This is a genomic window from Ruegeria sp. O5 (assembly GCF_056535105.1).
The window spans coordinates 580,136-606,929 of record NZ_JBQERN010000001.1; the positions used below are offsets into that span (position 1 = coordinate 580,136).

Below are 26,794 nucleotides of genomic sequence, written 5' to 3' on the forward strand. Positions count from 1 at the left end.
CCCCAAGTTATACCCGGTTCTGCCTTGGGTTTTCCCCAGGCTTTTCCCCGGATTCCGATTTGCGTTCTGACCCGACTCTGGCGCAGCTTTGGGAAAACCACTTGGCAATATGCGAATCAAACTTGATGAAATCCGCAAAAAACATACTGCAACCGGAACACCGCGCCCTGAAAACCGCGGTGCTTGTGCTGGACGAATGCAACACGCTCAGCTTTGCCTCTGCGGTGGACCCGATGCGGGCCGCGAACCGTCTGGCGGACCGCCCGGCCTTTGATTGGGACTATGTGACCGCAACGCCAGAACCCGCGGTGCTGACTAGCGCGTTGCAAGTGCCTGGTACTCCACTGGCCCGGTTGCAATCCTGCGACCTGATGATCGTGGTCGCCGGGTTCCAACTGGCCCGACACGCCACCCCCAGCCTGCTGGCTGGTCTGCGGCGCATCGCGGGCACAGGCGCAACGATGGCAGGCATTGATGGCGGCCCGTGGCTCTTGGCCGAGGCCGGGCTACTGGATGGCCATCTGGCAACAACCCACTGGGAAGACCTAGAAAATTTCGCCACGCGGTTTCCCGAAGTTGATGTGCGCACCGACCGCTTCGCCGTTTCGGGTAATCGACTGACTTCGGGTGGCGCAATTCCGGCTGTCGAGATGATGCTGCACATCATCGCCGCCCGTCATGGCGCAAGTTTCGCCGCGCGCGTTGCGGGCCTGTTCCTTTACGATGGTGCTCCGGACCCTGGAAAACCGCAAAGCCGCACAGGCGCACCCCATCGCCACACAGCACTGACCGCCAAGGCCAACTCGATGATGCAGGCGTCACTGGATGATCCTCTGCCGCTGGCCTTTATCGCAGACCGCCTGGGCACCAGCCCACGGACGCTGCAACAACAGTTCCGACTGCGCCTGAACACGACGCCGCAGGACCACTATCTGCAACTGCGCCTGGCCGAGGCCCGCCGTCTGGTCACCGACACCGACATGCCACTAATGGATGTGGCGCTCGCCACCGGCTTTGCTTCGCAATCCAGCTTTGCCCGCGCTTTCCGCACCGCCCACGGTCAATCGGCCCGCGACCTGAGACACGAACGCGCGCATCCCGCCCATCACTGACCGGATCCTTCTTCATCTGGCCAAAAGTATCCCGGGGGCGTCGCCAAAGGCGACGGGGGCAGAGCCCCTAAAACGGCATCGGGTGCGCCCGATGTGCCCTGCTGATCTCGGCCAACACATCCTTGGATAATTCAAGATCCACGCCCGCCAGAATATGATCCAGCTGTGCAACGGTCGTGGCCCCGAAGATTGCCGACATCATGAACGGGCGCGTCCGGCACCACGCCAACGCCATATGCACCGGATCCAGACCATGCCGTGCGGCGATGTCCAGATAAGCTGCAACCGCCTCGAAAACACGACCGGATTTCCGGCCTCCCATCTCAGGCACAAAGGACATACGCGATCCGTCGGGAACGCAGTCATTTTGGTACTTTCCGGTCAGAAAGCCTGCCGCCAACGGGGAAAACGCCATCAGCCCAACATCTTCATGCACACTCAACTCACCCAGGTCGGTGTCAAAATGGCGGCACAGCAATGAATACTCATTCTGCACCGATGCCACGCGCGGCGCCCCCATCTGGTCGGCCAGCCGCAGCCACTGCGCGGTTCCCCAAGCGCTTTCATTCGACAGGCCAAAGGCACGGATATTGCCCTTGTCTACCTGAGCCTGCAATGCCTCAAGGCATTCTTGCATGTTGCTCAGCACTTCATCTGTGTTTTCGCCAGACGGCGCATAATCCCAGTTCTGCCGAAACATATAGCTGCCCCGATTGGGCCAGTGAAACTGATAGAGGTCGATGTACCCGGTCTGCAAACGTCGCAAAGACCCCTCAACTGCTTCGGGTATTGTGCGGGCAGTGATCGGCGCACCATCGCGGACAAAGGACAGCCCCGCGCCGGAATGCTTGGTCGCCAGAACATAATCACCCCGGCGGGTTGGATTGGCGGCATTCCAGTTTCCCAAAATCTCTTCGGTGCGCCCGATCGTTTCTTTCGCGACAGGGTTCACCGGATACATTTCGGCCGCGTCGACAAAGTTGATCCCCGCGTCCAACGCCATATCCATCTGCCGGTGCGCATCCGTTTCAGACGTTTGAGAGCCAAATGTCATCGTGCCAAGGCACAGATCGCTCACCAGAATTCCGGTACGGCCCAAGGGCTTCTTCTGCATTGTCGTATCTCCTGAAAACTGCGGGCCGGTCAGGCTTCAGCCTTTTTTTCCCACCGCCCGGACTCCTCCGACCAGTATTGTGCGGAGCATCCGGCATCCGTCAGCGCTTTCCACTGCCCGCGCGCGTGGTGTACCGCCATGCCGTCATTGCCATCGAACAGGATACAAACCCGTTCCAGCGCGGCGACTTCTTCCGCTTCGACCGGCGCGCCATCCACAGCCATGATACAGGTCGCACCATTTCCCGCCACGGCGCTGGTGGTCAGCAGGATCGGCTGGTCCGCGTCATGCGGACCGCCTGCGCGACCATGCGGCAGGAATCCGTCCTCGGGGCCCAGCCACAGTTTTTCATCCAGCCAGTCCATCCGCGCAGGGTCAGTACCCCGCACGGCTATCCGCCACCCGGCTTGCCGCGCCTTGTCCAGCAGCGCGGGCAAGGTATGCTCCAGCGGCTGGCGGGTCAGGTGGTAGAAATAGACAGCGCCCATATGCTTACTCGAAATTGTCCTGCACAAACCGGCTCAGCGCGCGCACGCCCCAGCCGGTGGCGCCTTTGGGCGCATAAGAGGTCTCTTCAGCCACCGAGGCGACGCCTGCAATGTCCAGATGAATCCACGGCGTTTCCTCTTTCACGAACCGCTGGAGGAACTGCGCGGCGGTGACTGAACCGGCGGGGCGACCGCCCACGTTTTTCATGTCGGCAATGCGCGATTTCAGCAACTTGTCATAGGCGTCGCCCAATGGCATCCGCCAAGCGCCTTCATCCTCGGCCTTGGCTGATTTCAGGAAAGCATCACAGAACGTGTCATTGTTCGAAAAAACACCAGCGTTTTCATGGCCCAAACCGATGATGATCGCACCGGTCAAAGTTGCCAAGTCGATCATTCCGACCGGCTTGAACCGTTCCTGCGCGTACCACATCACGTCACACAGTACCAGGCGGCCTTCGGCGTCGGTGTTGATGATCTCGACCGTGTCGCCCTTCATTGACCTGACCACATCACCCGGACGGGTGGCGTTACCTGATGGCATATTCTCGACCAGACCAACCAGCCCCACGACATTGGCTTTTGCCTTGCGCTTGGCCAGCGCGCGCATGGTGCCCGCAACAACTCCGGCGCCGCCCATGTCCATGGTCATCTCTTCCATGCCGACAGCTGGTTTGAGCGAGATACCACCCGTGTCGAACACCACGCCTTTTCCGACCAAAGCCAGAGGCGCGTCGTCCTTGGCCCCGCCATTCCACTGCATCACCACGACTTTCGAAGGGCTGTCCGAGCCCTGCCCGACGCTTAGCAACGTGCGCATTCCCAGCTCGGCCAGCTTGTCTTCGTCCAGCACTTCGACCTCAAGACCCAGCTCCTGCATCTCAACCAGGCGGTCCGCGAATTCGGTGGTGGTCAAAACATTTGCCGGTTCATTGGTCAGATCGCGCGTCATCCGAACCCCGTCAGCAATTGCATAGAGAGGTGCGAATTCTGCCTCGGCCTCAGCAGGCTTTGAGTGGCTGATTGTCACTGTGCCAGCATTCTGGCTTTCCTTGGTTTTATGCGCGTCGAATTCATAGCTGCGCAGAACAATCCCCAGTGCCAGATCCTCGGCGCGCGCGTGATTGCCAACCATCACCAGCATGTCCTTTCCGCCCGCCAGTTTGGCAAGGGCTGCACCTGCCTTGCGGGCTTCGCCGGCCTCGGGGCGACGTGGCAGAACCAGAACATCCAGCGCCTCAGCCGCCATTCCTGTGGGCCATGCCATCGAGGTGACGTCCCCTGTTTTGGATTTGCTGAAACTCTCGCTTTCAACAAGCCGCGCCAACCCGCCCTTCGTCAGACGGTTGGCTCTGCGGGCTGCCGGGCCCATCTTACCGTCGACCGGAATGATGATGGCGATGCGCCCTTTGGCCTGCGCCATAGCCTCCAGGTCAAATTCCTGAAAACGGATCGGTATCAGACTGCTCATTGTACACTCCTCGAATTCTGTTCCCCAAGACCTAGCCCGCGGGGCACGCATTGACCAGATAGCAGTTTTCCCCGCCTTTCAATTGCATTAAGGTCCCGAAAAAATGACCGGCAGGCTCGGGGGAGAAAGACGTGGTACGAGAGGGCAGGCATACGCCGTCGCGCACAGCATTGCGCAGGCGCGATATCAGCCCGACGCCCCGCACTACAGGCGCAGCGGGGTCGCGCCTATGATCCTGGACCGTTATTTTGCCCGCCGGTTTCTGCAAAGCTTCATGGTCATCGGAGGTATTTTCCTGACCTTGATGATTCTCATCGATCTGATCGAACAGATTCGCCGCTTTGACGATTTCGACCTGTCTTTTGCCCAGCTGCTGCACCTCACACTGCTGAATACACCAGCCGCCATCAGCGAAATGCTGCCTTTGCTGGTCATCCTGTCCACCATCGCGCTGTTCGTTGGGCTGGCACGTACCTCCGAACTTGTGGTGACCCGTGCAACTGGCCGCTCGGGCATCCGCGCTTTGGTCGCCCCTGTCCTGTTGTCGCTGATCATCGGCGCTCTGGCCGTTGCACTGTTGAATCCCATCGCAGCGGCCACATCTGAAGAGTTCCGCCGCTTGTCGGATTCATACCGAAACAACGGCAGCTCGGCCCTTTCGATCAGCAGCGAGGGCCTGTGGCTGCGCCAGTCTGCCGAGAATGGGCAGGCCGTTATCCACGCCCGGGCAACATCGAACCAAGACAAGCTGCGGCTGGACGGTGTTACCGTCATCACCTTTGGGCGGGATGGCAAACCAACCCAGCAAATTGTTGCGGATCGGGCAGAGTTGGAAGACGGGAACTGGGTTCTGTATCAGGCAAAAACCTGGGCCTTGCAGGATGGGCAGAACCCTGAATCCAATTCAGTTGTGCACGAGCGTCTGGAGCTGCCGACCTCGCTGACCCGACAGCGGATCATGGATACGTTTGGGCAACAGGATTCGGTTTCAGTTTATGACCTGCCCCAGTTGATCAGCGACCTTCGCGAGGCGGGGTTTTCGACCAAACAATATGAGGTCTGGCTGCAGGTACAGCTGGCCCGGCCTTTCTTTCTGATCTCGATGGTTCTGATCGGGGCCGCGTTTACCATGCGCCACGTTCGGTTCGGCGGTACTGGGATCGCCGTTCTGACAGCCGTCCTGCTTGGGTTTGCCATCTATTTCGTGCGCAATTTCGCGCAAATCCTCGGGGAAAACGGACAATTGCCCATCTATATCGCTGCCTGGGCACCGCCCTTTGCCGCAATTCTGCTGTCTCTTGGTCTGCTACTGCATGCGGAGGACGGCTGATGCGGCATATCGTTCCTGTATTGCTTACCAGTGCACTGGCTTTGTCCGTCCCGGCGGGAACTGCAGCACAGACATCCCAAGGCCGGCCACAACCACAGGGCACACAAGCGCAGCAAGAGCCCGCCTTGCTGGTGGCCGACAAGGTATTCATCACGCCTGAGCGCAAACTTGTGGCTGAAGGCAATGTCGAAGCCTTTCAGGGCGACACCAAGTTGTCCGCCCATCGTATCACGTATGACCGCGAGACTGGCGAGCTGATATTGGAAGGCCCCATTCGTATCGATCAGGGTGGTCAAACTACGCTGCTGGCGGATTCAGGGCAACTGGACAGCGGAATTCAGAATGGACTGCTGATCGGTGCACGCATGGTGTTTGAACAGCAGGTACAGATCGCCTCGGTTCAGGCGAAACGGGCCGCAGGACGTTATACACAATTCAGCAAGGTTTCAGCCACATCCTGTCATGTCTGCACCGACGGCAGGCCGCCTCTGTGGCAGATCAGGGCGCGCAAAGTCACGCATGATCAACTGGAACGGCAACTATATTTCGAAGGCGCGCAGCTTCGGGTCCTGGATTATCCGGTATTCTACTTTCCCTATCTGCGCTTGCCCGACCCAACGCTAGAGAGGGCAACCGGCTTTCTGGTTCCTTCTATCCGCAGCACCTCGCAATTGGGCACTGGCGTTCAGGTTCCGTATTTCTTCAAACTTGGCGATCACAAGGACCTGACACTTACGCCTTACGTCTCAGCCAAGACGACAACTCTGGGATACCGCTATCGTCAGGCCTTTGTGAACGGACGCATTCAGGTGGAAGGCGCTTATACACGGGACGATGTGCAACCCGATCAGGATCGCGGCTACCTGTTTGCCACCGGCTGGTTCAATCTGAAGAACGATTTCCGTCTGACCTTCAATCTGGAAACTACATCCGACGATGCCTACCTGGCCGATTACGGCTTGCCGGATCTGGACCGCTTGCGCAGCGAAATCGCACTGGAGCGGATCAAGCGCGATAGTGCGTTCAAAACCGGCCTGATCTACTACAAAACACTTCGGGACAGCGAAAATCAGGACGAAATCCCGTCCCGCGTCTTCGACCTCAACTATGAAAAACGCTATTTTCCCAGCACGCTGGGGGGCGAGGTTCGGCTGGCATTCATCGGTCATGCGCATGAACGTACCAGCGACACAGATGTTGTTGGTCGCGACATGGCACGGGCCACCTTCGATGCCGAATGGCTGCGCAGCTGGACTTTCTCATCGGGGCTGCGGGTCGATACAACGCTGGGGGCGTCGGTTGACACTTTCAACGTTCGCCACGACAGCAACTACCCCGACAACGTGACCCGATCTACGCCGCGCGCGGCTTTGACTCTCCGGTATCCAATGACCCGGCGCGAGGAATCGGGGGCTGTTCAGTTCCTCGAACCGATTGCGCAGTTCGGATGGACACATGTATCGGACACCGATGTTCCGAATGATGAAAGCACTTTTCAGGAATTCGATCAGGGCAACCTTCTGTCCCTCTCGCGGTTCCCTGCTGAAGATCAGCGCGAGAACAGTGCCACTGGTGTGGTTGGCCTGAACTGGGCCCGGTATGGCGCGGGTGGCTGGCAGGCCCAGGCGACTGTGGGCCAAGTGTTTCGGGCCGACGCCGATCCAAACTTCACGCTGACATCGGGATTGCAGGGCACATCGTCGGATTTGCTGGTAGCCGGGCAGATCAGCACGGCCAATGGCTGGTCACTTGCCGGACGCGGTCTGATCGACGGGGATTTCAGCTTTGTCAAAGCCGAACTGCGCGGCGCATGGGCATCCGAAAATGCCGGCCTGTCTGGTAGCTATATCTGGCAGGAACCGGACCCGGCGGAAAACATCACCGAAGAAATCTCGGAAATTCTGCTTCTTGGACGCTACCAGGTCGATCAGAACTGGCTGACCAATGCCCTGGCGCGCTACGATCTGGCTGAGTCGGAGCCGATCCGGCTGGGTCTGGGTGTGACCTATCAGAACGAATGCGTTCGGGTTAACATGTCCGTAAGTCGGCGCTTTACTTCAACATCCACTATTGAGCCTTCGACAGAATTCGGCTTTACCCTTTCTTTGACAGGGTACGCCCTTGAAGGCGGTGGCAAGACATACAAGAGAACATGCAGTTGATATCAGGTTTCTCCAGGTTTCTCCGTTCCGGTTGGCTTAAACCGGTCACACCGGCACTGGTTGCCGCAGTTTTTGCAATCGCGCCTCTTCAGGGTAGCGCGCAAAGCCTGTTCTCACCCGCGATCCGCGTCAATCAGGATATTGTCACCTGGTACGAGCTTGAACAGCGCCTGCAATTCCTGAATGTTCTGGGTTTGCCCGGTGGTAACGAAGCTGACGTCAGGGATGCCCTGATTGATGAAAAACTGCGCAGGCAGGTCATGCGCAGCGCCGGCGTGCAAGCGACGCCCGAGGCCGTTCAGCTGGGCATCGACGAATTCGCCTCGCGCGGACAATTGTCGTCCGAACAATTCCTGAAACTTCTCGGCGACGCGGGCGTCGACCCTGAAACGGTCCGAGACTATGTCGCGGATCAACTGGCATGGCGCGACTATATCAGCTCGCGCTATCTGTCGCAGGCGCGCCCGACCGAGGATGAGATTGATCGCGCGCTGGGCCAGACGGGCGGTGGCGGATTGCAGGTCCTGCTGTCCGAAATCATTATCCCGGTAAACCCGCAAACGGTTGCCCAGACCGAGTTGTTGGCCGAAGAAATCTCGCGCCTTGAAGGGCAGGACGCGTTTTCTGCTGCCGCCGCTCAGTATTCCGCAGCCGCAACACGGGGTCAGGGTGGACGTCTGGAGTGGCTGAACATCTCGAACCTGCCCCCGGCGCTTCAACCTGTCATCCTGGGGCTTCAGACCGGTGAGATCACCGACCCGATCACCCTGCCGAACGCGGTCGCCTTGTTTCAGATGCGGGGCTTGCGCGAAGTCGCAACCGGCGCTCCGCGTATTTCAAAGTTGGATTATGCCGCCTATTACCTGCCTGGCGGGCGCAGCGCCGAAACCCTTTCGCGGGCCGCGAAGTTGAAAGAAGAAATCGACACTTGTGATGATCTCTATGGCATTGCCAAGGATCAGCCCGCCGAAGTTCTGGACCGGGTCGAAGCCGCACCTTCCGAGGTGCCCGGTGATATTGCCGTGGAACTGGCCAAGCTGGACCGGAACGAAGCGTCGGCGACTCTGACCCGCAACAATGGTCAGACGCTTGTGTTCCTGATGCTGTGCAACCGCACGCGGGATCTGGGCGAAGACACCTCTCGGGGCGATGTCGCCAACGCTCTGGCGCAGCAACGTCTTCAGGCCTTTGCGGCCAGTCTGGTGGAACAGCTGCGGGCTGACGCTGTCATTACTCAGGAATGATGCGGCCCGTCGCGCTCAGCTGCGGCGAACCGGCCGGTATCGGCCCGGAAATCGCGGCCAAGGCGTGGGCTGAACTGCGCGATGCCTGCCCGTTCTTCTATATCGGGGACGCCAGCCACCTGCCAACAGGCACACCCGTTGCTAAAATCGAACACCCAAGTCAGGTTGCTGAAGCCTGTGGCCGGGCCCTGCCCGTTCTTCAGATGGATTTTCCCGCCGCGAACGTATTCGGCCAGCCGAATCCGGCCAACGCGCCATCGGTGGTTGATGCCATCGAAACCGGTACCGAACTGGTACAGACCGGTGAGGCCGCAGCGCTTTGCACCGCACCAATCAACAAGAAAGCCCTGATTGACGGCGCAGGGTTCACCTTTCCTGGCCATACCGAGTTTCTGGCAGCCCTTTCCGGAACCCGCCGGGTAGTCATGATGCTGGCCAGCGAGCAGTTGCGCGTCGTTCCCGCGACAATTCACATTCCATTGTCACAGGTTCCCGCGGCACTTACCCCTGATCTTCTGCGCGAAACGATTGAAATCACCGTGCGCGGTTTGCGTGATCAGTTCGGTATCGCGCATCCCCGCATCGCAGTTGCAGGCCTGAACCCGCATGCAGGTGAAGGCGGCAAGATGGGCACAGAGGAGCTCGACTGGATTGCTCCGATGCTGGCCGATCTGAACCCCGAGGACGCGACAATTACAGGCCCCCACCCTGCGGATACGCTGTTTCACACCGCCGCCCGCGCCCGCTATGACGCCGCCATCGCCATGTATCACGATCAGGCCCTGATCCCGATCAAGACGCTGGATTTCGACCGGGGCGTGAATGTCACCCTTGGCCTGCCGTTCATCCGTACCTCACCCGACCACGGAACAGCACTGGACATCGCGGGGAAAGGCATCGCCAACCCCTCCAGCCTGATCGAAGCCCTGAAACTTGCCCAACGCATGGTAAAAAGCTCTTGATCCTTCACCTGGCTGAAAATATCCCCGCCGGAGGCACAAAAATCTCGGGCACAGCCCCTTTCACAGGCGCCAAGGTATTCCGATCATGAGCGCTATAGACACGCTTCCCCCTCTGCGCGAGGTCATCGCAACCCACCAGCTTTCGGCGCGCAAATCGCTGGGGCAGAATTTCCTGTTGGATCTGAACCTGACTGCCAAGATCGCCCGACAAGCCGGCGATTTGTCAGAATGCGATGTGCTTGAAATCGGCCCCGGTCCCGGTGGGTTGACACGAGGCCTGCTGTCCGAAGGCGCGCGCAAGGTCGTGGCCGTCGAAAAAGATACACGGTGCATTGCCGCCCTGAACGACATCGCCGCCGCGTATCCGGGTCGGCTTGAGGTGATCAACGGCGACGCACTGGAGATCAACCCGCTTGAATATCTGACACCGCCAATCCGCGTCGCCGCCAACCTGCCCTACAATGTCGGCACCGAGCTGCTGGTGCGTTGGCTGACACCGCCCGAATGGCCCCCATTCTGGCAGAGCCTGACGCTGATGTTCCAACGCGAAGTGGCCGAGCGTATTGTTGCCCAACCCGGCAGCAAAGCCTATGGACGCCTTGCCATCCTTGCCCAATGGCGGGCCGAGGCACGTATCGCCATGTCGCTTCCCCCCGGGGCCTTCACTCCGCCGCCCAAGGTTTCAAGCGCCGTGGTCCACCTGACCGCCCTGCCCGAGCCACGCTATCCCGCCGATGCCGCCACCCTGTCGCGCGTCGTGGCTGCCGCCTTCAACCAACGCCGCAAGATGCTGCGCGCCTCACTCAAAGGAATTGCCCCGGATATCGAAGACCGCCTTCTGGCCGCAGGTATCAAGCCCACGGACCGTGCCGAGCAAGTCCCGCTGGAAGCGTTCTGCGCTTTGGCGCGCGAAGTTAGGAAAACCTGATCAAACGAAAAAGCCCCGAGTTAAACCTCGGGGCTTGGTTCTTTGGACATCGGCTTTATTCTGCCGCCTCCGGTGCGTCCCCCGTGTCGGCAGGAGCATCCTCTTTTGCCTCGGGTGCAGCTTTGGGCTTCCGGGCGCGTGGCTTGCGCGCGGGTTTTTCCTTGCGCGGAGCCTCTTCCGGTGTTTCAGCCGCCGGGGTTTCTTTGTTTTCCGGGGTCTCCACCAGACCGCTATCGGGCTCTGAAACTTGCTGAGACAGGTCCATCACATCAGGCTGCGGTGCTTCGGCCGGATCAGCCTGGCGGGTCGCTTCGCGTTCCTGACGTTCGGCACGTTCACGGTCGCGCTCGGCCTGGCGTTCGCGGTTCTGGCGCTCCTGCTCTTCACGGCGCGCGTCAATCTCGCGCTGCGCTTCGCTCAGCATCCGCAGGTAGTGTTCCGCGTGTTGCTGGAAGTTTTCTGCCGCCACGCGGTCATTCGACAGCTGAGCGTCACGTGCCAACTGGTTGTATTTGTCAATAATCTGCTGCGGCGTGCCACGGACCTTGCCTTCGGGACCCGAGCTGTCAAAAACCCGGTTTACGACGTTGCCGCCAGAAGGACGATTGCGGTTATTCTTGGCCCGCGAACGGGGTTTGGAAGATCTCATCTTACTTTACGTCAGCCTTATCAATGCGCTGTCGCTCAACCCGTGTTTTGCACTGCTCTAAGGCGTTTGCCGTGACGGGAAGTCGACTTTTTGGGCTTGGCGTCAGGGGTGCGCTGCAACAGCGTCAACCTCGCCGACTAATCCTGAGTAAGCATGTCCTGACGGCGCAGACAAGAGGAATCTCGGATTTTCACCAGCTTTTTTCTACAGGTCGGCGTTTTTTGCCGCAAACCCACCACTCATCCCGGCATTCTTGCGCCGACGACACGATCGCGACCGTCCAGATCGGGGATTACCCGGACGTCCACCAACCCGGCGGCATCGAACAAGGCTGACACTTTTGCCGCCTGCGTCGGACCGATTTCGACAAGAATTCGCCCGCCCGGCAACAGAAAATCCGGGGTCGCCGCCGCGATCCGACGATACGCGCCCAACCCGTCCCCCTCATCCGTCAGGGCCATGCGCGGCTCGTGCTCCCGCACTTCGGGCGACAGTTCTTCCATCTCAGACACTGAGATATACGGAGGGTTGGAAACAATCAGGTCGAATTTATCTTCAATGTTTTCGAACCAGTTTGATCGAAGGATCTCAATCCGCGTCTCTACCTGATGCTGAACCGCATTGGCACTGGCTTGCAGGCAGGCGGCTTCGCTCAGATCAACACCCACGCCCGTGGCACTGCTGCGTTCGGCCAGAAGGGTTATCAGGATACACCCCGAGCCCAACCCCAGGTCGAGGACATGATCAAATGGTTCGCTCAACGCAGCTTCGATCAGGGTTTCTGTTTCCGGACGCGGATCAAGGACATCCCGGCTGACGCGGAACCTGCGGCCGTAGAACTCCCGCTCACCCAACAGATGCGACACCGGAACCCGGATGGCCCGCAAGGAGATCAACTGGTCATAACGCTCGGCGATTTCGGGCTGTAATTCTTCCGGGGCAATCAGTGTCACGCGACTGGCTTCAATCCGTGCAGCGTGGGCCAGCAACAGACGCGCGTCACGTGCCGGATCGTCCACACCGGCCGCACGCAGACGCGCTGTCGCCGCCACCATCGCCTGTGCCGCTGTTTGCAGACCTGTCATTGTGCCATCTCGGCCAGCAGCCGGGCCTGATCATCCGCCGTCAGCGCATCAATCACCTCGTCCAGATCACCCTGCATCACCTGATCCAGCTTATATAGCGTCAGGTTGATCCGGTGGTCGGTCATGCGCCCCTGCGGGAAGTTATAAGTACGAATGCGTTCCGAGCGATCCCCCGAGCCAACCTGACTGGCACGATCTGCCGAGCGTTCACTGTCAATCCGCTGCCGCTCCAGATCGTACAAGCGCGTCTTCAGAACTTGCATGGCGATCTCGCGGTTGCGATGCTGGGACTTCTCGGAACTTGTCACCACCAATCCAGTAGGAAGATGCGTGATCCGCACAGCCGAGTCAGTCGTGTTCACGTGCTGTCCGCCCGCGCCCGAGCTTCGCATCGTATCGATTCGGATATCATTGGCGTCGATCTGGATGTCTACATCCTCGGCCTCGGGCAGAACCGCCACAGTCGCCGCCGAGGTGTGAATGCGCCCGCCGCTTTCGGTTTCGGGCACGCGTTGCACCCGATGGACGCCGGATTCGTACTTCAGTCGCGCAAAGACATTGTCGCCTTTGATATGGGCTACTACTTCCTTGATGCCGCCCAGATCCGAGGCCTGCTCTTCGATAATCTCGAATTTCCAGCCACGCGCCTCGGCGTAACGCTGATACATGCGCAACAGATCGCTTGCGAACAAAGCGGCCTCGTCCCCGCCGGTGCCAGGGCGAATTTCCAGCATCGCCGGACGGGCATCTGCCGCATCCTTTGGCAACAGTGCCAGTTGGAGCGCGTTTTCCGCCTTGGGGATGCGGGCCTGCAACTCGGGGATTTCCTCCTCGGCAAGCTCTTTCATGTCCGGGTCAGTCAGCATCGCCTGCGCTTCGGCCAGATCCCCCACCAGCTGTCGCCAGGCCATGATCTGATCGACCACAGGCTTAAGGTCGGAATATTCTTTGGCCAGCGCCGCAATATCACCACCCGATGCGCCATCTGCCATGGCAGCTTCGAGGTACTGAAAACGCTGGGTGATCTGTTCAAGACGTTCTTCGGGGATCATCCCGGCGGTGTCTCTCATCCGGGGGCTTTGGTCAAGGGCAACGTCATGCTAAGCTCGCGGCCATGAAACGGGTTTTACTTGCTCTGCTGCTGACAACCACGCCTGCCCTCGCCGATTACATCGGCCCTGACGGCAAGACGCGGGATTGCTATTGCACCGACACATCCGGGTCTCGCATCGAACTGGGTGAGATGATCTGCCTTCAGGTCGACGGACGCATGTTCACCGCGCAATGCCAGATGTCCCTTAACGTTCCCATGTGGCGCGAGGTTCAGGAGGGGTGTTTGTCGTCCAAATTACAGAGTGAGCCTTTCGACCCCATAGATCTGGACGATGCGTCCTGACCGTTTGCGCAACGACTAGAATTGTGCCAACCACCCATCGACCCGCGCCTTGTTCACACCGAAATCCCTGCGACCGAACCGCAAACGGCCATGGATGCGCAAGATGTCTCCGTCCTGCTGTACCGTGGTGTAGTCGGGAAAGCCGATCCATTTCGTGCGGGTAACATAGGTGATCATGCCCTCACTGACCGAACCCGCCAAAACCGTGGTGCGCGGCGTGGCTTGGGCAATCTCATCAAGACGCTGCAACCCGTCGGGACCGGTTTCAACAACGCGCAACGCACCACCCGGCAAGTTCTGGCTTTCGGGCGAAACCAAAGCGACGTGCCACCGCGCAGGGTCTGACGGTGCCAGCCGGACATAGGCGCCCGCCCCAACCACAAGCGCAACCACTGCCCACAAAGCCATCTTTTTCATCCCGCTCCATCCCTTTTGTGAACCCTAAGCGGAGCAAAACCGGCGGCAAGACATTCCACCGCGTCTTACCGCGACGTCACACCCGGCAGGATGCACAGCATCTCATAGATCAGGTTGGCTGCTGTCAGTGCAGTGTTGCCCGATGGATCATAAGGGGGTGAAACTTCGACCAGATCGCATCCCACTACGTTTACCCCATGCAGGGCATGGATCAGTTGCAGCGCTTGCGGTGTCGTCAGCCCTGCGATTTCCGGCGTGCCGGTGCCCGGAGCGTATGCGGGATCAAGGCTGTCGATGTCATACGAGATGTAAACCGGGTGGTCCCCAATGATCTTGCGAACCTGCGATCCGATCTGGGTCAGGTTCTGCTGCCACAGCTCCCATGCGGGGAACTGGCGGAAGCCCCAATCCTTGGCTTCAGAAAAATCCGAGGCCGCATAGCCCGAGCCCCGAATGCCGATCTGGAACGTCTTGTCGGGAACAATCAGCCCCTCTTCATAGGCGCGGCGGAAAACGGTGCCGTGGGTTTCGCGTTCACCGAACATCTCGTCATTCACATCGGCATGGGCATCCACATGCACCAGCGCCACGGGACCGTGTTTGGCCTTGATGGCTCGCAGGATCGGCAGGGTGATCGAATGATCGCCCCCCATCGCCACAGGGATCACGCCTTTCGCCAAAATGGCGTCATAGCTTTCCTTGATGATCCTGAGGCTGTCTGCAAGCGAGAAGGTGTTGATCGCCAGATCCCCAATATCGGCTATCTGCAAGCTGTCGAACGGGGCCGCTCTGGTGGCCATATTATAGGGTCGGATCATCGCGCTTTCGCCGCGGATCTGCTTGGGGCCAAAGCGCGTGCCCGACCGCCACGACGTGCCGATATCCATCGGCACCCCCAGCACCGCCACATCCAACCCCTCAAGCGAGGAGGCCTGCGGCAGGCGCATGAATGTGTTCGGCCCGGAAAACCGGGCCAGATCATTCCCGCTAAGTGGTTGGTTGAATTCGGTCATGTGCGTAATGGTCCCGTCCCTGTTCGTCACTTGATCCAGCACATACCTTAAGCATGGCTAACTGTTGGTTAACGTGAACCCTTGCGGGTTTACCCATCTGCTTTATCCAGCTTGTTCCACCCCAACAGGCAAATGATCTGCGTCGCCACATGGGCCCCAGCAATCGCTGTCGCACCGGATGTATCAAAGGGTGGCGATACTTCGACAACGTCCCCGCCCTTGATATTGATCCCGGCAATATCCCGCAGGATGATTTGCGCCTGAATCGAGCTTAACCCACCCCAGACTGGCGTGCCCGTACCAGGGGCAAAAGCCGGGTCAAGACCGTCGATGTCAAAGCTGAGGTAAACGGGGCTGTCACCAAGAATGTTCTTGATCTTCTCTGCCACAGCAGCTGGTCCCGATTCATAAACCTCGCGCGCATCAATGATGTTCACGCCCAGCGTATCCTCATTCGTCGTGCGAATACCCACCTGGACCGAACGCTTCGGATCGACAATGCCCGACTTTACAGCCTTGTAGAACATTGTCCCGTGATCCACGCGGGACATGTCATCGTCGGCCCATGTGTCGGTATGCGCATCGAATTGCAGCAGGGACATTGGCCCGAATTTCTCGGCATAGGCCTTGAGGATCGGAAAGCTGATATAGTGATCGCCACCCAGCGCGACCGACGCCACATCGGCAGCCAGAATGGTTCGGATGTGGTCGGTCAGCGTGTCAGGAAAGGCCGGGATATTGGCGTAATCATAAGCCATATCGCCATAATCCACGATCGCCAGTTCACTCAGCGCATCAAAGGGCCAGCCATAAGGCGCATCGGGCGACTGAAGCGCGCTGGCCTCACGGATCGCCCGCGGGCCAAGGCGCGTGCCGGGCCGGTTCGTAACTGCCTGATCAAACGGCACGCCAGTAACGGCGATGTCCACACCCTTCAGGTTCTTGGTGTAAAGCCGCCGCAGAAAAGACGTCGCCCCGCCGAACGTATTTTCATAAGACAACCCCTTGAGGTCCGGATTGGTGAATGCCTCATCCACCTGGTTTCTTGCGTCTTCCAGTGCCATGTCTTCTGTAGTCCCTTTCCCGAACCTTTATCAGCTCAACGGCTGCGCTTTTTCCACGATCCGCGCGAAAAACGACGCGCCCACCGGCGCGATTTCGTCGTTAAAGTTGTATTTCGGATGATGCAGCCCTGCGCCTTCACCCTGCCCAAGGAACAGATAAGCACCGGGGCGCTTTTGCAGCATGTACGAGAAATCCTCGGCCCCCATCTCGCGCCCGGTATTGCCGGTGACGCGGTCGTCTCCGGAGATTTCACGCGCCACCTCGGTCGCAAATCCCGCCTTTTCGGCATCATTGATGGTGGCTGGGTAATCGACATTGTATTCCAACCGCGCCTCGACCCCATAGGATTTGGCTTGCCCCTCGACAATCTCGGCCATGCGCCGCATCACCATCTGCTGGACGTTCGGATCGAATGTTCGAACGGTGCCGTTGATATAGGCCGTATCCGGGATCACGTTGTTGACCGTGCCGGTGTGGATTTGCGTGACCGAGACGACAAGATCATCCAGCGCATAATGGTTGCGGCTGACAATGGTCTGAATGGCCTGCGCAATCCCACAGGCCGCCATAACCGGATCACGGGTTTCATGCGGCATGGCACCGTGGCCGCCGACACCCTGAATATGCACTTCGAACGTATCGACAGCCGCCATGATCGGCCCCGGCGTGGTATAGAATGTCCCTACGGCAAATCCCGGCGCGTTGTGCAGCGCATAGACCTGCGAGATGTCGAACCTGTCCATGATGCCTTCTTCGACCATCACACCAGCACCGCCGCCATCTTCCTCGGCGGGTTGAAATATCAGCGCCACGCGACCGCTGAAATTTCGCGTCTCGGCCAGATAACGTGCCGCGCCCAGCAGCATGGTAGTATGCCCGTCATGACCGCAGGCGTGCATCTTTCCGGGGTTCTGAGAGGCATAGTCAACGCCCGTTTCCTCGGTAATTGGCAACGCATCCATATCAGCGCGCAAGCCAATCGTCGGCCCGTCGCCCTGCCCGTTGATGATCGCGACCATCCCGGTCTTTGCGATCCCCTCATGCAGTTCATCGACCCCGAACTCACGCAGACGTTCGGCCACAAAGGCTGCCGTTTCATGGCATTCGAATTCCAACTCGGGGATGGTATGCAGATACTGGCGCCATCTGGTCATGTCGGCAGAGAAATCGGCAATTCGGTTGACGACGGGCATCTGGGGTGGACTCCTGATCGGGACTGCGGAATGGATGCATCTGACACCGGAATGAAAGGGTTCGCAATGGCTGAAAATCCTCTGATCCATGACAGCAATGCAGGTATCGAACGGCTGCTGGAAATCATGCGCCGCCTGCGCGATCCGCAATCCGGCTGCCCGTGGGATATCGAACAGGATTTCGCAACCATCGCCCCCTATACCATCGAAGAGGCCTATGAGGTCGCGGACGCCATCGAACGCGAAGCCTTTGACGAGCTTAAGGGAGAGCTGGGGGATTTGCTTTTTCAATCCGTATTTCACGCCCAAATGGCAGAAGAAGCAGGACATTTCACTTTTCAGGACGTGGTGCGCACCATGTCCGACAAGATGGTCAGCCGCCATCCGCATGTGTTTGGCGATGAATCCCGTGACAAGTCGGCCGACCAGCAAACCAAAGATTGGGAAGCCATCAAAGCCGCCGAGCGGGCGGGCAAAGAACAAAAAGGTGCACTGGACGGTGTGGCCGCAAACCTGCCCGCCCTGTTGCGCGCGCATAAGCTGCAAAAACGTGCCGCTCGGGTGGGGTTCGACTGGCCTGACGCCAGCCATGTGCTGGCCAAGATCACCGAAGAAGCCGCCGAACTGGAAGAGGCGCGCGACAAAATGGATGCCGACGCGCTGGAAGACGAGTTCGGCGATCTGCTGTTCGTGATGGTCAATCTGGGCCGTCATCTTGGCATCGAACCCGAAGCCGCCCTGCGTCGCACCAATGCCAAGTTCACCCGTCGCTTTGAAAAGGTCGAAGCCCGGCTGGCCGAACGGGGCAAGACCCTCACGCAAAGCGATCTGGCCGAGATGGATGCGCTTTGGGACGAGGTCAAAACGGAAGAGCATCGCGCCAACGGCAAACTCCCGCCGGCGGATGCACTGGCGGCGACCAGAAACGGGTAGACAAGCGATCCGACACTTGCGAGTGTCCCACCTTCACGACCCCCGGAGACGCCAATGCCCCCTCGCAAGATCATCATCGACACCGATCCCGGACAGGATGACGCCGTCGCCATACTGTTGGCGCTGGCCAGCCCGGACGAGATCGAGGTTCTGGGTATCACGGCCGTCGCGGGCAACGTCCCGCTCGCCCTCACGGCCAAGAACGCCCGAATCGTTTGTGAATTGGCCGGACGTACGGATGTGCCGGTTTATGCGGGCTGCGACAAACCGCTGAACCGCCCGCTTGTAACCGCAGAACATGTGCACGGAAAAACCGGGCTGGATGGCCCGGTCCTGCCGGATCCGCAGATGCCCTTGGCTGAAGGTCACGCTGTGGACTTCATCATCGACACCCTGCGCTCTGAAGAATCTGGGACGGTGACCCTGTGTCCACTGGGGCCGCTGACAAACATCGCGACTGCATTTCGCAAAGCCCCCGATATTATCGACCGCGTGCAGGAAATCGTCTTGATGGGTGGGGCATATTTCGAAGTCGGCAACATCACCCCCACCGCTGAATTCAACATCTATGTCGACCCAGAAGCTGCTGATATCGTTTTTAAATCCGGAAGGCCAATCGTTGTCATGCCATTGGATGTCACACACAAAGCGCTGGTGACCAAATCACGAAACGACGCGTTCCGCGCATTGGACAGCAAGGTTGGACATGCCGTGGCCGAGATGACGGATTTCTTTGAACGCTTCGACAAAGAGAAATACGGCAGCGCAGGCGCCCCCCTGCACGACCCTTGCGTCACCGCCTATCTGATCCGCCCCGAGCTGTTTTCGGGTCGCCACGTGAATGTCGAGATTGAAACAGGGTCCGACCTGACCCTGGGCATGACCGTTGCGGATTGGTGGGGTGTCACCAACCGCGCACCAAATGCGTTGTTCATGGGGGAAATCGACGCTGACGGCTTTTTCACCTTGCTGACAGAAAGGCTGGCCAGATTATGAGCGCCGCCCTCCGCCTTGCGCGCCCCGAAGATCTGGATCGCCTTATGACGCTGGTCACCGCCTTTCATACAGAGGCCGGGCTGACACAGGACGCCGACAAGACACGCAATGCCCTCGCCCCCATGCTGGATGGCATCCCTCATGGCTGTGTCTATCTGATCGGACCCGGGCGCGCGCCTTTGGGATATATCATCCTGACCTTTGGCTGGTCAGTCGAGTTCGGCGGCATGGACGGTTTCGTGGACGAGATCTATATACGCCCCGCCGTTCGGGGCCGCGGCATTGCCACCGAGGTTCTTTTGGACCTGCCCAAAGCTCTTGCCGGGGCAGGCCTGATGGCTCTTCATCTGGAAGTCGACCGAAACAATGAATCTGCCCAAAAGCTCTATCTGCGCACCGGGTTCAGACAACGTGACAGGTATATGCTGATGAGCAAGGTACTTTAGCGCGACTCGCCGCGGAAGATATTTGCCGGATTCATGTCCTGAACCGGGTCATTCGACGAAACCTGTTCTCCGGTTATCGGATACGTTCCCGGACCCGCGCAGGCGGACAATACTGTGATGGACGTTGTGGCGATTATCAGAAGGAATTTGGATACAGACATCGTAGTCTCCTTTCTGCAATGAAGACAAACTACGGCATTCGGTGTGGACGTGATAAGTAACAAGTTCACACATAAGAATAGATAAGCCACATTTTTATTGTCAAAAACCTCCAAAACAGACGGATATATCCCTGAAAACTCTAACTTTTCTCAGGCCCGCGCGTGTCATTCTCAAATAGCGGCATCTCGAAAAAAAGCAGGTGGTCACGTGCGATTTCAGGAGTTTGGTAATAGGCGTCGCGCAGGTGAAAGCCCAAAGACAGGTATAACCGAGTCGCCGCTTCCAGGGGTTTGCCGGTGTCCATTCGAATATAGTCGAACCCAAGATCTCGACACATTTCGATCAGCGAAAGCATGATGGCACAGCCTGCGCCTGTCCCTCTTGCTGCGTCAGTTACAAATACGCGTTTGATTTCAGCCACACCAGGCTCGTACGTGTGAAACATGCCGCAGCCGACCGGTTCCCCATGCAGCAATGCCAGTTTGATCCCACCGTTCGGCGGCGCGTGTTCCGCGTCGATGTTGTCCATTACACGGGTGTATTTTTCGCTTGGGTAGAAGGCGCCTGAACGATCTGGGCGGTTCTTTCATCCAGCGCCAGCAGGAAATCCCTGTAATCCCAACACAAACGCCGAACCGCTTCAAACTGGTCCGGCGTTTCCGGTTCGATGATGTTCAGCACAATGCGACCCCCGGATTAAACCCAGGGGCCAGCCTAGCACCAAGTGCGTTATTTGCGAAGGATCGACGCGCCTGCGTATTCCGCAACCTCGCCCAGCGATTCTTCGATGCGGATCAACTGGTTGTATTTGGCCAACCGGTCCGACCGCGCCAGCGAGCCAGTTTTGATCTGACCGCAATTGGTCGCCACCGCCAGATCAGCAATGGTGGCATCCTCGGTCTCGCCCGAACGGTGCGACATCACGTTTGTGTAACGCGCACGGTGCGCCATATCGACGGCGCGCAGGGTTTCGGTCAGCGATCCGATCTGGTTCACCTTGACCAGCATCGAGTTCGCGCAGCCGCGCTTGATCCCTTCGGCCAAGCGCGCCGGATTGGTCACAAACAGGTCGTCGCCCACCAACTGCACCTTGTCGCCGATGGCGTCGGTCAAGGCTTTCCAGCCGTCCCAGTCATCCTCGGACATGCCGTCTTCGATCGAGATGATCGGATAGTCATTGACCAGCGCCGCCAGATAGGCTGCGTTTTCCTCGGACGTCAGGGTGATCCCCTCGCCCGCCAAAACGTATTTACCGTCCTTGTAATACTCCGTCGCCGCGCAATCCAAAGCCAGATGGATTTCTTCACCCGGTTTGTAGCCCGCCTTTTCGATGGATTTCAGGATGAAATCCAGCGCCTCGCGGGTGCTGGCGATGTTCGGGGCAAAACCGCCCTCGTCACCGACACCGGTGGCCAGACCGGCAGCCGACAGCTCTTTCTTCAGGGTGTGGAACACTTCGGACCCCATGCGCACGGCTTCGCGAATATTCGCAGCCGAGGTTGGCATGATCATGAATTCCTGAATGTCGATCGGGTTGTCAGCGTGTTCGCCGCCATTGATGATATTCATCATCGGCACCGGCAGCACGCGGGCCGAGGTGCCACCGACGTAGCGATAAAGGGGCTGCGTGGTGAAATCGGCTGCCGCCTTTGCGGTGGCCAGCGAGACGCCAAGAATGGCGTTGGCACCCAGACGGCCTTTGTTATTGGTTCCGTCCAGTTCGATCATCGCCTGATCAATGGCCACTTGCTCTGTCGCGTCAAAACCCACCAGTTCCTCAGCGATTTCACCGTTCACGGCGGCCACGGCTTCCAGAACCCCTTTGCCCAAATAGCGGGATTTGTCGCCGTCGCGTTTTTCAACGGCTTCATGTGCGCCGGTGGACGCACCGGACGGTACGGCGGCGCGGCCCATGGTGCCGTCTTCCAGAATCACGTCGACCTCGACTGTCGGGTTGCCCCGGCTGTCCAGAATTTCGCGCGCGTGGATGTCAATAATGGTGCTCATGAGGTCTGTCCCTATGGCTGCAGTCGGTTGCACGCGTCATAACAGCAACCGGCCAAAAGTAAACCGGTTCCGTTATCGCTAACACGCATATTTACCGACCTTTAGGGCTAACAGTTTGCTGTTTGCGCCAACAGGTTCACGCCGGGACCAGATTGCGCGCCAGTCGTCGTTCGCGGATAAAGGTATACAGGCCAGATCCGATGATCAGGCTCGCCCCAGCCATTGTCAGCGCATCAGGGCGTTCCCCGAACATCAGCATTCCGGCAAGGATCGAAAAAACCAGTCGCGTGTAGCGAAACGGCATCATGGCCGAAGCCTCGCCAACCCGCATGGCCGTGACGATGCCGTAATACCCTAGAACACCAAAACCGATCGCCCCCAGATACGGACCTGCCTGGCCGCTTTGTACCGGCACGAAGGGTGTTCCTGAAACAACCATCAACAGCAACCCGGCCAGCGCCACTGCGATATACGCCTGCATCGCCACAACCGATGAGGCCACCCGAACATCCAGCTTGCGCGTTATCAGATCACGCGCCGCAATCGCAAACACGGTCAGAACGACAAACAGCGAGTCCGGCTGAAATCCTTCCAATCCAGGGCGAATGATCATCAGAACACCGACAAAGCCGACACCAATGGCACTCCAGCGGCGCCAGCCGACCTGCTCTCCCAGAAACAGGGCCGCGCCCATGGTCACGGCAAGCGGCATGGCCTGAAACACGGCGGCGACAGTGGACAGATCGATCAGCGACAGCGCGGTGACAAAGGTCACGGCACCGAAGCCTTCTGTCCCTGCGCGCAGCATCGGCAGCAGTTTCCACGCCACGGGATCGAAGATGCGTTTGCGGGTGACCACCGACATCACCGCAAAGACAATCCCGCAGAACACACCCAGACACACCATGATCTGACCGGTCGGCACAGCGCCCGACAGGAACTTGATGAACATATCCTCAAGCGAAAAGGCCGCCATCGAGCCGATCAGCAAAAGGATGCCGTTTACGTTATTCATGCGCGCGTCCACAGGAAAAGGGTACTTGGGGTGCAGTGTCCGGGCACATGAACCGCAACCAGCGACGTCTGGCAAGCCAATTCCCGACACGTTCAATGAATTAACGTGTTGGGGCCGTTCGCGATTTGTGATGGATCACTCCTGCTTGAGCGGTACGCCGTACAGTTCCAGCCGATGCCCTTTCAGCTTGTACCCAAGCTTGGCGGCGATCTTTTCCTGCAGGGCTTCGATCTCGGGATCGACAAATTCGATGACCTCGCCCGACTGCATGTCGATCAGGTGATCGTGGTGATCGCGCTCGGCATCCTCGTAACGGGCCCGCCCATCGCCGAACTCCAGACGCTCCAGAATTCCGGCCTCTTCGAACAATTTGACCGTACGATACACCGTCGCAATCGAGATGCCTGTGTCGATGGCAGAAGCACGCGCGTACAGTTCTTCGACATCCGGATGGTCGTCGCTTTGTTCCAATACCTGCGCGATGATCCTTCTTTGACCGGTCATGCGCAGACCCTTGGCCTCACAACGTCCAATAATCGTTTCCGACATGATGCCCCTCAGAATTGCTCGGGTGTCTGTCTTAGTATGTCTGCGCACTTTGCGCCACAGGGATTTCTTCTTTTCCGTTGAAGTTAAGCCACGCGCGCCAAATCAGCCCAGACTGGCAAATGATCCGATGCGATATGTGCAGGGCGCGCGTCATGGACACCATGCGCAGTGGCCCTGACGCCCGCGCCCAGCGCGATCCGATCGAGCGCGCCCAGCGGCTGCGCGGCGGGAAAACTTGGCTTGGGGGGCAGGAAACGCATTTCCGGCGCGAGGTGATCCAGAATCGGCTGTCGGGACCATTCGTTGAAATCCCCCGCCCAGACAGTCGGCATCTGCTCCAGCTCTTTATCAAACCGCCTGATATGCGAGATCTGCTGACGTCGCGATGCAGGCAACAGCCCCAGATGCATACCCATCACCCGCAACGGCCCGATATGGGTATCAAATTCGACACGGACCGCGCCGCGCGGTTCAAGCCCGGGCAATTCGTGATGTCCGGTCCGCCGGACCGAAAGGCCCTCGCCACGCCAGATCACCGCGTTGCCATGCCAGCCCAGACTACCGGCACCGCCCAGATCGACGATCTGCCACCCCGCTTCATCCAGCATGAAATGCGGCAGGGCCGCCGGGCGCGGCGGCAGACGTTTGTCGGCCTCCTGCAACACAACGATATCGGCCTGCATATGTTCGATGACCTGCAAAATGCGCTGCGGCTGGCGCCGGAAATCCAGCCCGAGGCATTTCTGAATGTTATAGCTGGCAATGCGAAGGGTGGAAGATGACTGCATATAGATCTGACCAGTGGGCTTGACCCAAAGTGACACGCCTGTCGCCGGACGCAACCCTTCAGTTTCAATTCGCAGCAACGGCAACCGGGGAAGTCGCCTTGGCATGGTATATCGCTTAAAAACCCGGCACGTGACGCGGCCGGAAACAAATGGGTTTCCCCTCAATTCATCCGGGAGCGGCAGGACGGAAGTGCCGCAGTTTCAGCGCATCCAACACCGATTTAGACCGGACAAAACAATTCGCCCCTCCCAGCGAAACCATACCGCACCGAAAGAGTACCAAAGATATTTGGCCGTCACGTACCGCAGAACGTGGCGTGCACGACCTCGTTATCGGTCGGGGGCCGTTTCAGATCCTCCGCATCTGCCTGATCGTCGTAAGGCCGCGCGAGGACGGCGTTCAGCCGATGGAACGGCCGGTAATCCCCCGCCACCGCTGATTGGATCATCTGCTCGACCCGGTGATTGCGCGGAATAAAGACCGGGTTCGCTGCGGTCATCACGTCATGCGGTGACGCCTCACGTGCCAAGCGAGCACGCCAGCCCTCTGCCCAGCTGTCAAAGGCCTGCGGGTCGATAAACTGATCGCGCGCGGTATCTTTGCCCAGCGCGCGGAAGGTGTTGGTGAAATCAGCCTGCCCCTCGGCCATGCGTTTTAGCAGATCGGTGATCAGCGCCTGATCGCCTTCTTCAGCGGTCGTCAGTCCGACCTTTGCCCGGAACCGGACCAACCAGTTCTGTTGCAGCAGGTCCGGCATGGCATGCACGATCTCGGTCGCCTCCTCAACAGCGGCGTCCTTGTTGTCCATCTGCTGGATCAGTGAGGTTGCCAGCTGCGCCAGATTCCACACTGCAATATCTGGCTGGTTGGCATAGGCATAACGGCCCATCCGATCTATCGAGCTGTAGACCGTATTGGGGTGATAAACGTCCATGAAGGCACAGGGGCCATAATCGATGGTCTCACCCGCGATCGAGCAATTGTCGGTGTTCATGACCCCATGGATAAAGCCCACGCTCATCCACCAAGCGATCAGGCGGGCCTGCGCATCCCGAACGGCCCGCAGCAGGCCCATTGGCCCTTCGACGCCGGGATAGTGGCGCGCGATGGCGTAGTCTGTCAGGCACCGCAGATTGTCCAACTGCCCCCGCGCGGCAAAGACCTGAAAGGTACCTACTCGCAAATGGCTGGTTGCAACCCGGGTGAGCACCGCACCGGGCATCGGACCCTCCCGGAACACGGTTTCACCGGTCTCTACCGCCGCCAGTGCGCGTGTTGTGGGGATGCCCAGCGCGTGCATCGCCTCGGACACCACGTATTCGCGCAGAACCGGACCCAGCCAAGCCCTGCCGTCGCCGCGACGCGAAAACGGCGTCGGGCCCGAGCCTTTCAGCTGAACATCCCGCCGCACACCATCCGTTCCGACAGTTTCGCCCAACAGCACCGCGCGCCCGTCCCCAAGCTGCGGGTTGTACTGGCCAAACTGATGCCCGGAATAAAGCTGCGCGATGGGGTCCGCACCATCGGGGATGCGATTACCTGCAAAGGCTTCCGCCATCTCTTGCACGTCGCCCGGATGGACCTGCAACAGCCGTGCCAGATCATCATTTAACGCGATCAACTTGGGCGCGCGTACAGACGCCGGTTTCTGTCGCGCAAAAAACGCGTCCGGCAGGCGGGCATATGAGTTATCGAAAGGAATGGTCAGTGTCATACGGCAAACATATTCCCCGTGCGCACGAATACCATAGCGGATCACACCTTGCCGTGCATAATCGCGCCAAACACACGAGGGCCACATGACCGCACAAGAGATTATCGACCGCCTGAACCTGCAACCTCACCCCGAGGGCGGCTGGTACGCGGAAACCTGGCGCGCCGAAAACAAGGGCCGCCCGACCGGCACCTGCATCTACTTCTTGCTGCAGGCGGGGGAAAGCAGCCACTGGCACCGGGTCGACGCGACCGAGATCTGGCTCTACCACGCGGGCGCGCCATTAATCCTGTCCTTGAGCGTAACAGACAAGGGCCCGGCGGTTGACCATGTGCTGTCACCCGATTTGTCTCGGGGCGCACCGCAACTGATTGTTCCCACCGGCCATTGGCAGGCCGCGTGCTGCACCGGTGATTACACGCTGGTCAGTTGTACAGTGTCTCCCGGATTTCAATTCGATGGGTTCCAACTGGCAGAACCTGGGTTTGATATCCCTCGGGGATAGGTTGAGCTGGGGATGCTCTGAAAAGGTGAGTTTACAGAAAGTTACGCAT

The 26,794-nt window shown here is 59.0% G+C and carries 29 protein-coding genes; 11 read left to right on the forward strand and 18 right to left on the reverse strand.

What is annotated here, in order from left to right; genetic code table 11:
* Positions 1 to 125: 125 nt before the first annotated feature.
* Positions 126 to 1,112 (forward strand): GlxA family transcriptional regulator, encoded by a 987-nt coding sequence (locus tag ACR0M3_RS02860; RefSeq protein ID WP_480909614.1) that lies wholly within the window; start codon positions 126 to 128, stop codon positions 1,110 to 1,112.
* A 67-nt stretch (positions 1,113 to 1,179) separates the two neighbouring features.
* Here the strand turns inward: ACR0M3_RS02860 and ACR0M3_RS02865 are convergent, their stop codons facing one another.
* From ACR0M3_RS02865 to ACR0M3_RS02875, 3 genes are read right to left on the reverse strand one after another with little or no spacing between them, the layout of a single operon-like run.
* Positions 1,180 to 2,226, reverse strand: coding sequence for an aldo/keto reductase (locus ACR0M3_RS02865; RefSeq protein ID WP_480909617.1), 1,047 nt, complete (start codon positions 2,224 to 2,226; stop codon positions 1,180 to 1,182).
* Positions 2,227 to 2,255: 29 nt separating this feature from the next.
* Positions 2,256 to 2,714, reverse strand: coding sequence for a DNA polymerase III subunit chi (locus ACR0M3_RS02870; protein ID WP_480909619.1), 459 nt, complete (start codon positions 2,712 to 2,714; stop codon positions 2,256 to 2,258).
* A gap of 4 nt (positions 2,715 to 2,718) precedes the next feature.
* Complete coding sequence (locus ACR0M3_RS02875; RefSeq protein WP_480909621.1) at positions 2,719 to 4,185, reverse strand: leucyl aminopeptidase; 1,467 nt, start codon at positions 4,183 to 4,185, stop codon at positions 2,719 to 2,721.
* Between the two features lie 229 nt (positions 4,186 to 4,414).
* On the opposite strand from ACR0M3_RS02875, the gene lptG reads away from it, so the two are divergent.
* From lptG to rsmA, 5 genes are all read left to right on the forward strand, one after another.
* On the forward strand, positions 4,415 to 5,515 hold the full coding sequence (gene lptG, locus ACR0M3_RS02880; RefSeq protein WP_480480588.1) for an LPS export ABC transporter permease LptG: 1,101 nt from the start codon (positions 4,415 to 4,417) through the stop codon (positions 5,513 to 5,515).
* A complete protein-coding gene (locus tag ACR0M3_RS02885) occupies positions 5,515 to 7,677 on the forward strand; it encodes an LPS-assembly protein LptD (RefSeq protein ID WP_480564435.1) in 2,163 nt (720 codons plus the stop codon). Before lptG ends, ACR0M3_RS02885 begins: the two co-directional genes overlap by 1 nt.
* Positions 7,668 to 8,921 carry a peptidylprolyl isomerase gene (locus ACR0M3_RS02890; protein ID WP_480480584.1) on the forward strand — a complete coding sequence of 418 codons (1,254 nt, stop codon included), beginning with the start codon at positions 7,668 to 7,670 and terminating at the stop codon, positions 8,919 to 8,921. Before ACR0M3_RS02885 ends, ACR0M3_RS02890 begins: the two co-directional genes overlap by 10 nt.
* Positions 8,918 to 9,883, forward strand: coding sequence for a 4-hydroxythreonine-4-phosphate dehydrogenase PdxA (pdxA, locus tag ACR0M3_RS02895; protein WP_480564430.1), 966 nt, complete (start codon positions 8,918 to 8,920; stop codon positions 9,881 to 9,883). The genes ACR0M3_RS02890 and pdxA overlap by 4 nt, the downstream gene beginning before the upstream one ends.
* Before the next feature lie 85 nt (positions 9,884 to 9,968).
* Positions 9,969 to 10,811, forward strand: a complete 843-nt coding sequence (rsmA, locus tag ACR0M3_RS02900; protein ID WP_480909625.1) for a 16S rRNA (adenine(1518)-N(6)/adenine(1519)-N(6))-dimethyltransferase RsmA — start codon at positions 9,969 to 9,971, stop codon at positions 10,809 to 10,811.
* Between the two features lie 55 nt (positions 10,812 to 10,866).
* On the opposite strand, the gene ACR0M3_RS02905 is transcribed toward rsmA, so the two are convergent.
* From ACR0M3_RS02905 to prfA, 3 genes are all read right to left on the reverse strand, one after another.
* Complete coding sequence (locus tag ACR0M3_RS02905; protein ID WP_267364566.1) at positions 10,867 to 11,460, reverse strand: DUF4167 domain-containing protein; 594 nt, start codon at positions 11,458 to 11,460, stop codon at positions 10,867 to 10,869.
* A 239-nt stretch (positions 11,461 to 11,699) separates the two neighbouring features.
* Complete coding sequence (gene prmC, locus ACR0M3_RS02910) at positions 11,700 to 12,545, reverse strand: peptide chain release factor N(5)-glutamine methyltransferase (protein WP_480564424.1); 846 nt, start codon at positions 12,543 to 12,545, stop codon at positions 11,700 to 11,702.
* On the reverse strand, positions 12,542 to 13,597 hold the full coding sequence (gene prfA / locus ACR0M3_RS02915; protein ID WP_480481653.1) for a peptide chain release factor 1: 1,056 nt from the start codon (positions 13,595 to 13,597) through the stop codon (positions 12,542 to 12,544). The genes prmC and prfA overlap by 4 nt, the downstream gene beginning before the upstream one ends.
* Before the next feature lie 62 nt (positions 13,598 to 13,659).
* Between prfA and ACR0M3_RS02920 the strand changes: the two genes are divergently transcribed.
* Positions 13,660 to 13,941 carry a hypothetical protein gene (locus ACR0M3_RS02920; RefSeq protein WP_480480576.1) on the forward strand — a complete coding sequence of 94 codons (282 nt, stop codon included), beginning with the start codon at positions 13,660 to 13,662 and terminating at the stop codon, positions 13,939 to 13,941.
* A 15-nt stretch (positions 13,942 to 13,956) separates the two neighbouring features.
* Here ACR0M3_RS02920 and ACR0M3_RS02925 read toward each other — a convergent pair whose 3' ends face one another.
* The 4 genes from ACR0M3_RS02925 to ACR0M3_RS02940 form a co-directional block, all read right to left on the reverse strand.
* Entirely contained in the window at positions 13,957 to 14,358 is a 402-nt protein-coding gene (locus ACR0M3_RS02925; RefSeq protein WP_480830679.1) for a DUF1499 domain-containing protein, read from the reverse strand.
* A gap of 65 nt (positions 14,359 to 14,423) precedes the next feature.
* Positions 14,424 to 15,371: an agmatinase gene (speB, locus tag ACR0M3_RS02930; protein WP_480909629.1), complete on the reverse strand. Its 948-nt coding sequence runs from the start codon at positions 15,369 to 15,371 to the stop codon at positions 14,424 to 14,426.
* A gap of 89 nt (positions 15,372 to 15,460) precedes the next feature.
* Positions 15,461 to 16,435, reverse strand: coding sequence for an agmatinase (speB, locus tag ACR0M3_RS02935; RefSeq protein WP_480480570.1), 975 nt, complete (start codon positions 16,433 to 16,435; stop codon positions 15,461 to 15,463).
* Positions 16,436 to 16,465: 30 nt separating this feature from the next.
* On the reverse strand, positions 16,466 to 17,629 hold the full coding sequence (locus tag ACR0M3_RS02940; RefSeq protein ID WP_480564418.1) for a M20 aminoacylase family protein: 1,164 nt from the start codon (positions 17,627 to 17,629) through the stop codon (positions 16,466 to 16,468).
* 66 nt (positions 17,630 to 17,695) lie between these two features.
* Here ACR0M3_RS02940 and mazG point away from each other — a divergent pair, with 66 nt between their 5' ends.
* The 3 genes from mazG to ACR0M3_RS02955 are packed head-to-tail and all read left to right on the forward strand — an operon-like array spanning position 17,696 to position 20,004.
* Positions 17,696 to 18,562: a nucleoside triphosphate pyrophosphohydrolase gene (gene mazG / locus ACR0M3_RS02945; RefSeq protein ID WP_480909847.1), complete on the forward strand. Its 867-nt coding sequence runs from the start codon at positions 17,696 to 17,698 to the stop codon at positions 18,560 to 18,562.
* A 54-nt stretch (positions 18,563 to 18,616) separates the two neighbouring features.
* Positions 18,617 to 19,558 carry a nucleoside hydrolase gene (locus tag ACR0M3_RS02950; RefSeq protein WP_480538025.1) on the forward strand — a complete coding sequence of 314 codons (942 nt, stop codon included), beginning with the start codon at positions 18,617 to 18,619 and terminating at the stop codon, positions 19,556 to 19,558.
* The gene (locus ACR0M3_RS02955; RefSeq protein WP_480480566.1) at positions 19,555 to 20,004 is read left to right on the forward strand and encodes a GNAT family N-acetyltransferase; all 450 of its coding nucleotides are present in this window, start codon (positions 19,555 to 19,557) and stop codon (positions 20,002 to 20,004) included. The genes ACR0M3_RS02950 and ACR0M3_RS02955 overlap by 4 nt, the downstream gene beginning before the upstream one ends.
* Here ACR0M3_RS02955 and ACR0M3_RS02960 read toward each other — a convergent pair.
* From ACR0M3_RS02960 to ACR0M3_RS02995, 8 genes are all read right to left on the reverse strand, one after another.
* Positions 20,001 to 20,165, reverse strand: coding sequence for a hypothetical protein (locus tag ACR0M3_RS02960; protein ID WP_480480564.1), 165 nt, complete (start codon positions 20,163 to 20,165; stop codon positions 20,001 to 20,003). The genes ACR0M3_RS02955 and ACR0M3_RS02960 overlap by 4 nt on opposite strands.
* Positions 20,166 to 20,305: 140 nt before the next feature.
* Positions 20,306 to 20,695, reverse strand: a complete 390-nt coding sequence (locus tag ACR0M3_RS02965; protein WP_480909633.1) for a GNAT family N-acetyltransferase — start codon at positions 20,693 to 20,695, stop codon at positions 20,306 to 20,308.
* Entirely contained in the window at positions 20,695 to 20,847 is a 153-nt protein-coding gene (locus tag ACR0M3_RS02970; RefSeq protein WP_480909636.1) for a hypothetical protein, read from the reverse strand. Before ACR0M3_RS02970 ends, ACR0M3_RS02965 begins: the two co-directional genes overlap by 1 nt.
* A 48-nt stretch (positions 20,848 to 20,895) precedes the next feature.
* On the reverse strand, positions 20,896 to 22,173 hold the full coding sequence (eno, locus tag ACR0M3_RS02975) for a phosphopyruvate hydratase (protein ID WP_480909639.1): 1,278 nt from the start codon (positions 22,171 to 22,173) through the stop codon (positions 20,896 to 20,898).
* A gap of 136 nt (positions 22,174 to 22,309) precedes the next feature.
* A complete protein-coding gene (locus tag ACR0M3_RS02980; protein WP_480909640.1) occupies positions 22,310 to 23,188 on the reverse strand; it encodes a DMT family transporter in 879 nt (292 codons plus the stop codon).
* A gap of 135 nt (positions 23,189 to 23,323) precedes the next feature.
* On the reverse strand, positions 23,324 to 23,737 hold the full coding sequence (locus ACR0M3_RS02985) for a Fur family transcriptional regulator (protein WP_209503686.1): 414 nt from the start codon (positions 23,735 to 23,737) through the stop codon (positions 23,324 to 23,326).
* 83 nt (positions 23,738 to 23,820) lie between these two features.
* Complete coding sequence (locus ACR0M3_RS02990; RefSeq protein WP_267364547.1) at positions 23,821 to 24,525, reverse strand: endonuclease/exonuclease/phosphatase family protein; 705 nt, start codon at positions 24,523 to 24,525, stop codon at positions 23,821 to 23,823.
* A 296-nt stretch (positions 24,526 to 24,821) separates the two neighbouring features.
* Positions 24,822 to 26,240, reverse strand: a complete 1,419-nt coding sequence (locus ACR0M3_RS02995) for a protein adenylyltransferase SelO (protein WP_480909642.1) — start codon at positions 26,238 to 26,240, stop codon at positions 24,822 to 24,824.
* A gap of 85 nt (positions 26,241 to 26,325) precedes the next feature.
* On the opposite strand from ACR0M3_RS02995, the gene ACR0M3_RS03000 reads away from it, so the two are divergent.
* Positions 26,326 to 26,745: a cupin domain-containing protein gene (locus ACR0M3_RS03000; RefSeq protein ID WP_480909644.1), complete on the forward strand. Its 420-nt coding sequence runs from the start codon at positions 26,326 to 26,328 to the stop codon at positions 26,743 to 26,745.
* Positions 26,746 to 26,794 lie beyond the last annotated feature (49 nt).

What these genes read in the sequence shown, in the direction of transcription:
- ACR0M3_RS02860 (WP_480909614.1), top strand. Translation starts at nt 126, where the DNA reads ATGAAATCCGCAAAAAACATACTGCAACCGGAACACCGCGCCCTGAAA.
- ACR0M3_RS02865 (WP_480909617.1), bottom strand. Translation starts at nt 2,226, where the DNA reads ATGCAGAAGAAGCCCTTGGGCCGTACCGGAATTCTGGTGAGCGATCTG.
- ACR0M3_RS02870 (WP_480909619.1), bottom strand. Translation starts at nt 2,714, where the DNA reads ATGGGCGCTGTCTATTTCTACCACCTGACCCGCCAGCCGCTGGAGCAT.
- ACR0M3_RS02875 (WP_480909621.1), bottom strand. Translation starts at nt 4,185, where the DNA reads ATGAGCAGTCTGATACCGATCCGTTTTCAGGAATTTGACCTGGAGGCT.
- lptG (WP_480480588.1), top strand. Translation starts at nt 4,415, where the DNA reads ATGATCCTGGACCGTTATTTTGCCCGCCGGTTTCTGCAAAGCTTCATG.
- ACR0M3_RS02885 (WP_480564435.1), top strand. Translation starts at nt 5,515, where the DNA reads ATGCGGCATATCGTTCCTGTATTGCTTACCAGTGCACTGGCTTTGTCC.
- ACR0M3_RS02890 (WP_480480584.1), top strand. Translation starts at nt 7,668, where the DNA reads ATGCAGTTGATATCAGGTTTCTCCAGGTTTCTCCGTTCCGGTTGGCTT.
- pdxA (WP_480564430.1), top strand. Translation starts at nt 8,918, where the DNA reads ATGATGCGGCCCGTCGCGCTCAGCTGCGGCGAACCGGCCGGTATCGGC.
- rsmA (WP_480909625.1), top strand. Translation starts at nt 9,969, where the DNA reads ATGAGCGCTATAGACACGCTTCCCCCTCTGCGCGAGGTCATCGCAACC.
- ACR0M3_RS02905 (WP_267364566.1), bottom strand. Translation starts at nt 11,460, where the DNA reads ATGAGATCTTCCAAACCCCGTTCGCGGGCCAAGAATAACCGCAATCGT.
- prmC (WP_480564424.1), bottom strand. Translation starts at nt 12,545, where the DNA reads ATGACAGGTCTGCAAACAGCGGCACAGGCGATGGTGGCGGCGACAGCG.
- prfA (WP_480481653.1), bottom strand. Translation starts at nt 13,597, where the DNA reads ATGATCCCCGAAGAACGTCTTGAACAGATCACCCAGCGTTTTCAGTAC.
- ACR0M3_RS02920 (WP_480480576.1), top strand. Translation starts at nt 13,660, where the DNA reads ATGAAACGGGTTTTACTTGCTCTGCTGCTGACAACCACGCCTGCCCTC.
- ACR0M3_RS02925 (WP_480830679.1), bottom strand. Translation starts at nt 14,358, where the DNA reads ATGAAAAAGATGGCTTTGTGGGCAGTGGTTGCGCTTGTGGTTGGGGCG.
- speB (WP_480909629.1), bottom strand. Translation starts at nt 15,371, where the DNA reads ATGACCGAATTCAACCAACCACTTAGCGGGAATGATCTGGCCCGGTTT.
- speB (WP_480480570.1), bottom strand. Translation starts at nt 16,435, where the DNA reads ATGGCACTGGAAGACGCAAGAAACCAGGTGGATGAGGCATTCACCAAT.
- ACR0M3_RS02940 (WP_480564418.1), bottom strand. Translation starts at nt 17,629, where the DNA reads ATGCCCGTCGTCAACCGAATTGCCGATTTCTCTGCCGACATGACCAGA.
- mazG (WP_480909847.1), top strand. Translation starts at nt 17,696, where the DNA reads ATGGCTGAAAATCCTCTGATCCATGACAGCAATGCAGGTATCGAACGG.
- ACR0M3_RS02950 (WP_480538025.1), top strand. Translation starts at nt 18,617, where the DNA reads ATGCCCCCTCGCAAGATCATCATCGACACCGATCCCGGACAGGATGAC.
- ACR0M3_RS02955 (WP_480480566.1), top strand. Translation starts at nt 19,555, where the DNA reads ATGAGCGCCGCCCTCCGCCTTGCGCGCCCCGAAGATCTGGATCGCCTT.
- ACR0M3_RS02960 (WP_480480564.1), bottom strand. Translation starts at nt 20,165, where the DNA reads ATGTCTGTATCCAAATTCCTTCTGATAATCGCCACAACGTCCATCACA.
- ACR0M3_RS02965 (WP_480909633.1), bottom strand. Translation starts at nt 20,695, where the DNA reads ATGGACAACATCGACGCGGAACACGCGCCGCCGAACGGTGGGATCAAA.
- eno (WP_480909639.1), bottom strand. Translation starts at nt 22,173, where the DNA reads ATGAGCACCATTATTGACATCCACGCGCGCGAAATTCTGGACAGCCGG.
- ACR0M3_RS02980 (WP_480909640.1), bottom strand. Translation starts at nt 23,188, where the DNA reads ATGAATAACGTAAACGGCATCCTTTTGCTGATCGGCTCGATGGCGGCC.
- ACR0M3_RS02985 (WP_209503686.1), bottom strand. Translation starts at nt 23,737, where the DNA reads ATGTCGGAAACGATTATTGGACGTTGTGAGGCCAAGGGTCTGCGCATG.
- ACR0M3_RS02990 (WP_267364547.1), bottom strand. Translation starts at nt 24,525, where the DNA reads ATGCAGTCATCTTCCACCCTTCGCATTGCCAGCTATAACATTCAGAAA.
- ACR0M3_RS02995 (WP_480909642.1), bottom strand. Translation starts at nt 26,240, where the DNA reads ATGACACTGACCATTCCTTTCGATAACTCATATGCCCGCCTGCCGGAC.
- ACR0M3_RS03000 (WP_480909644.1), top strand. Translation starts at nt 26,326, where the DNA reads ATGACCGCACAAGAGATTATCGACCGCCTGAACCTGCAACCTCACCCC.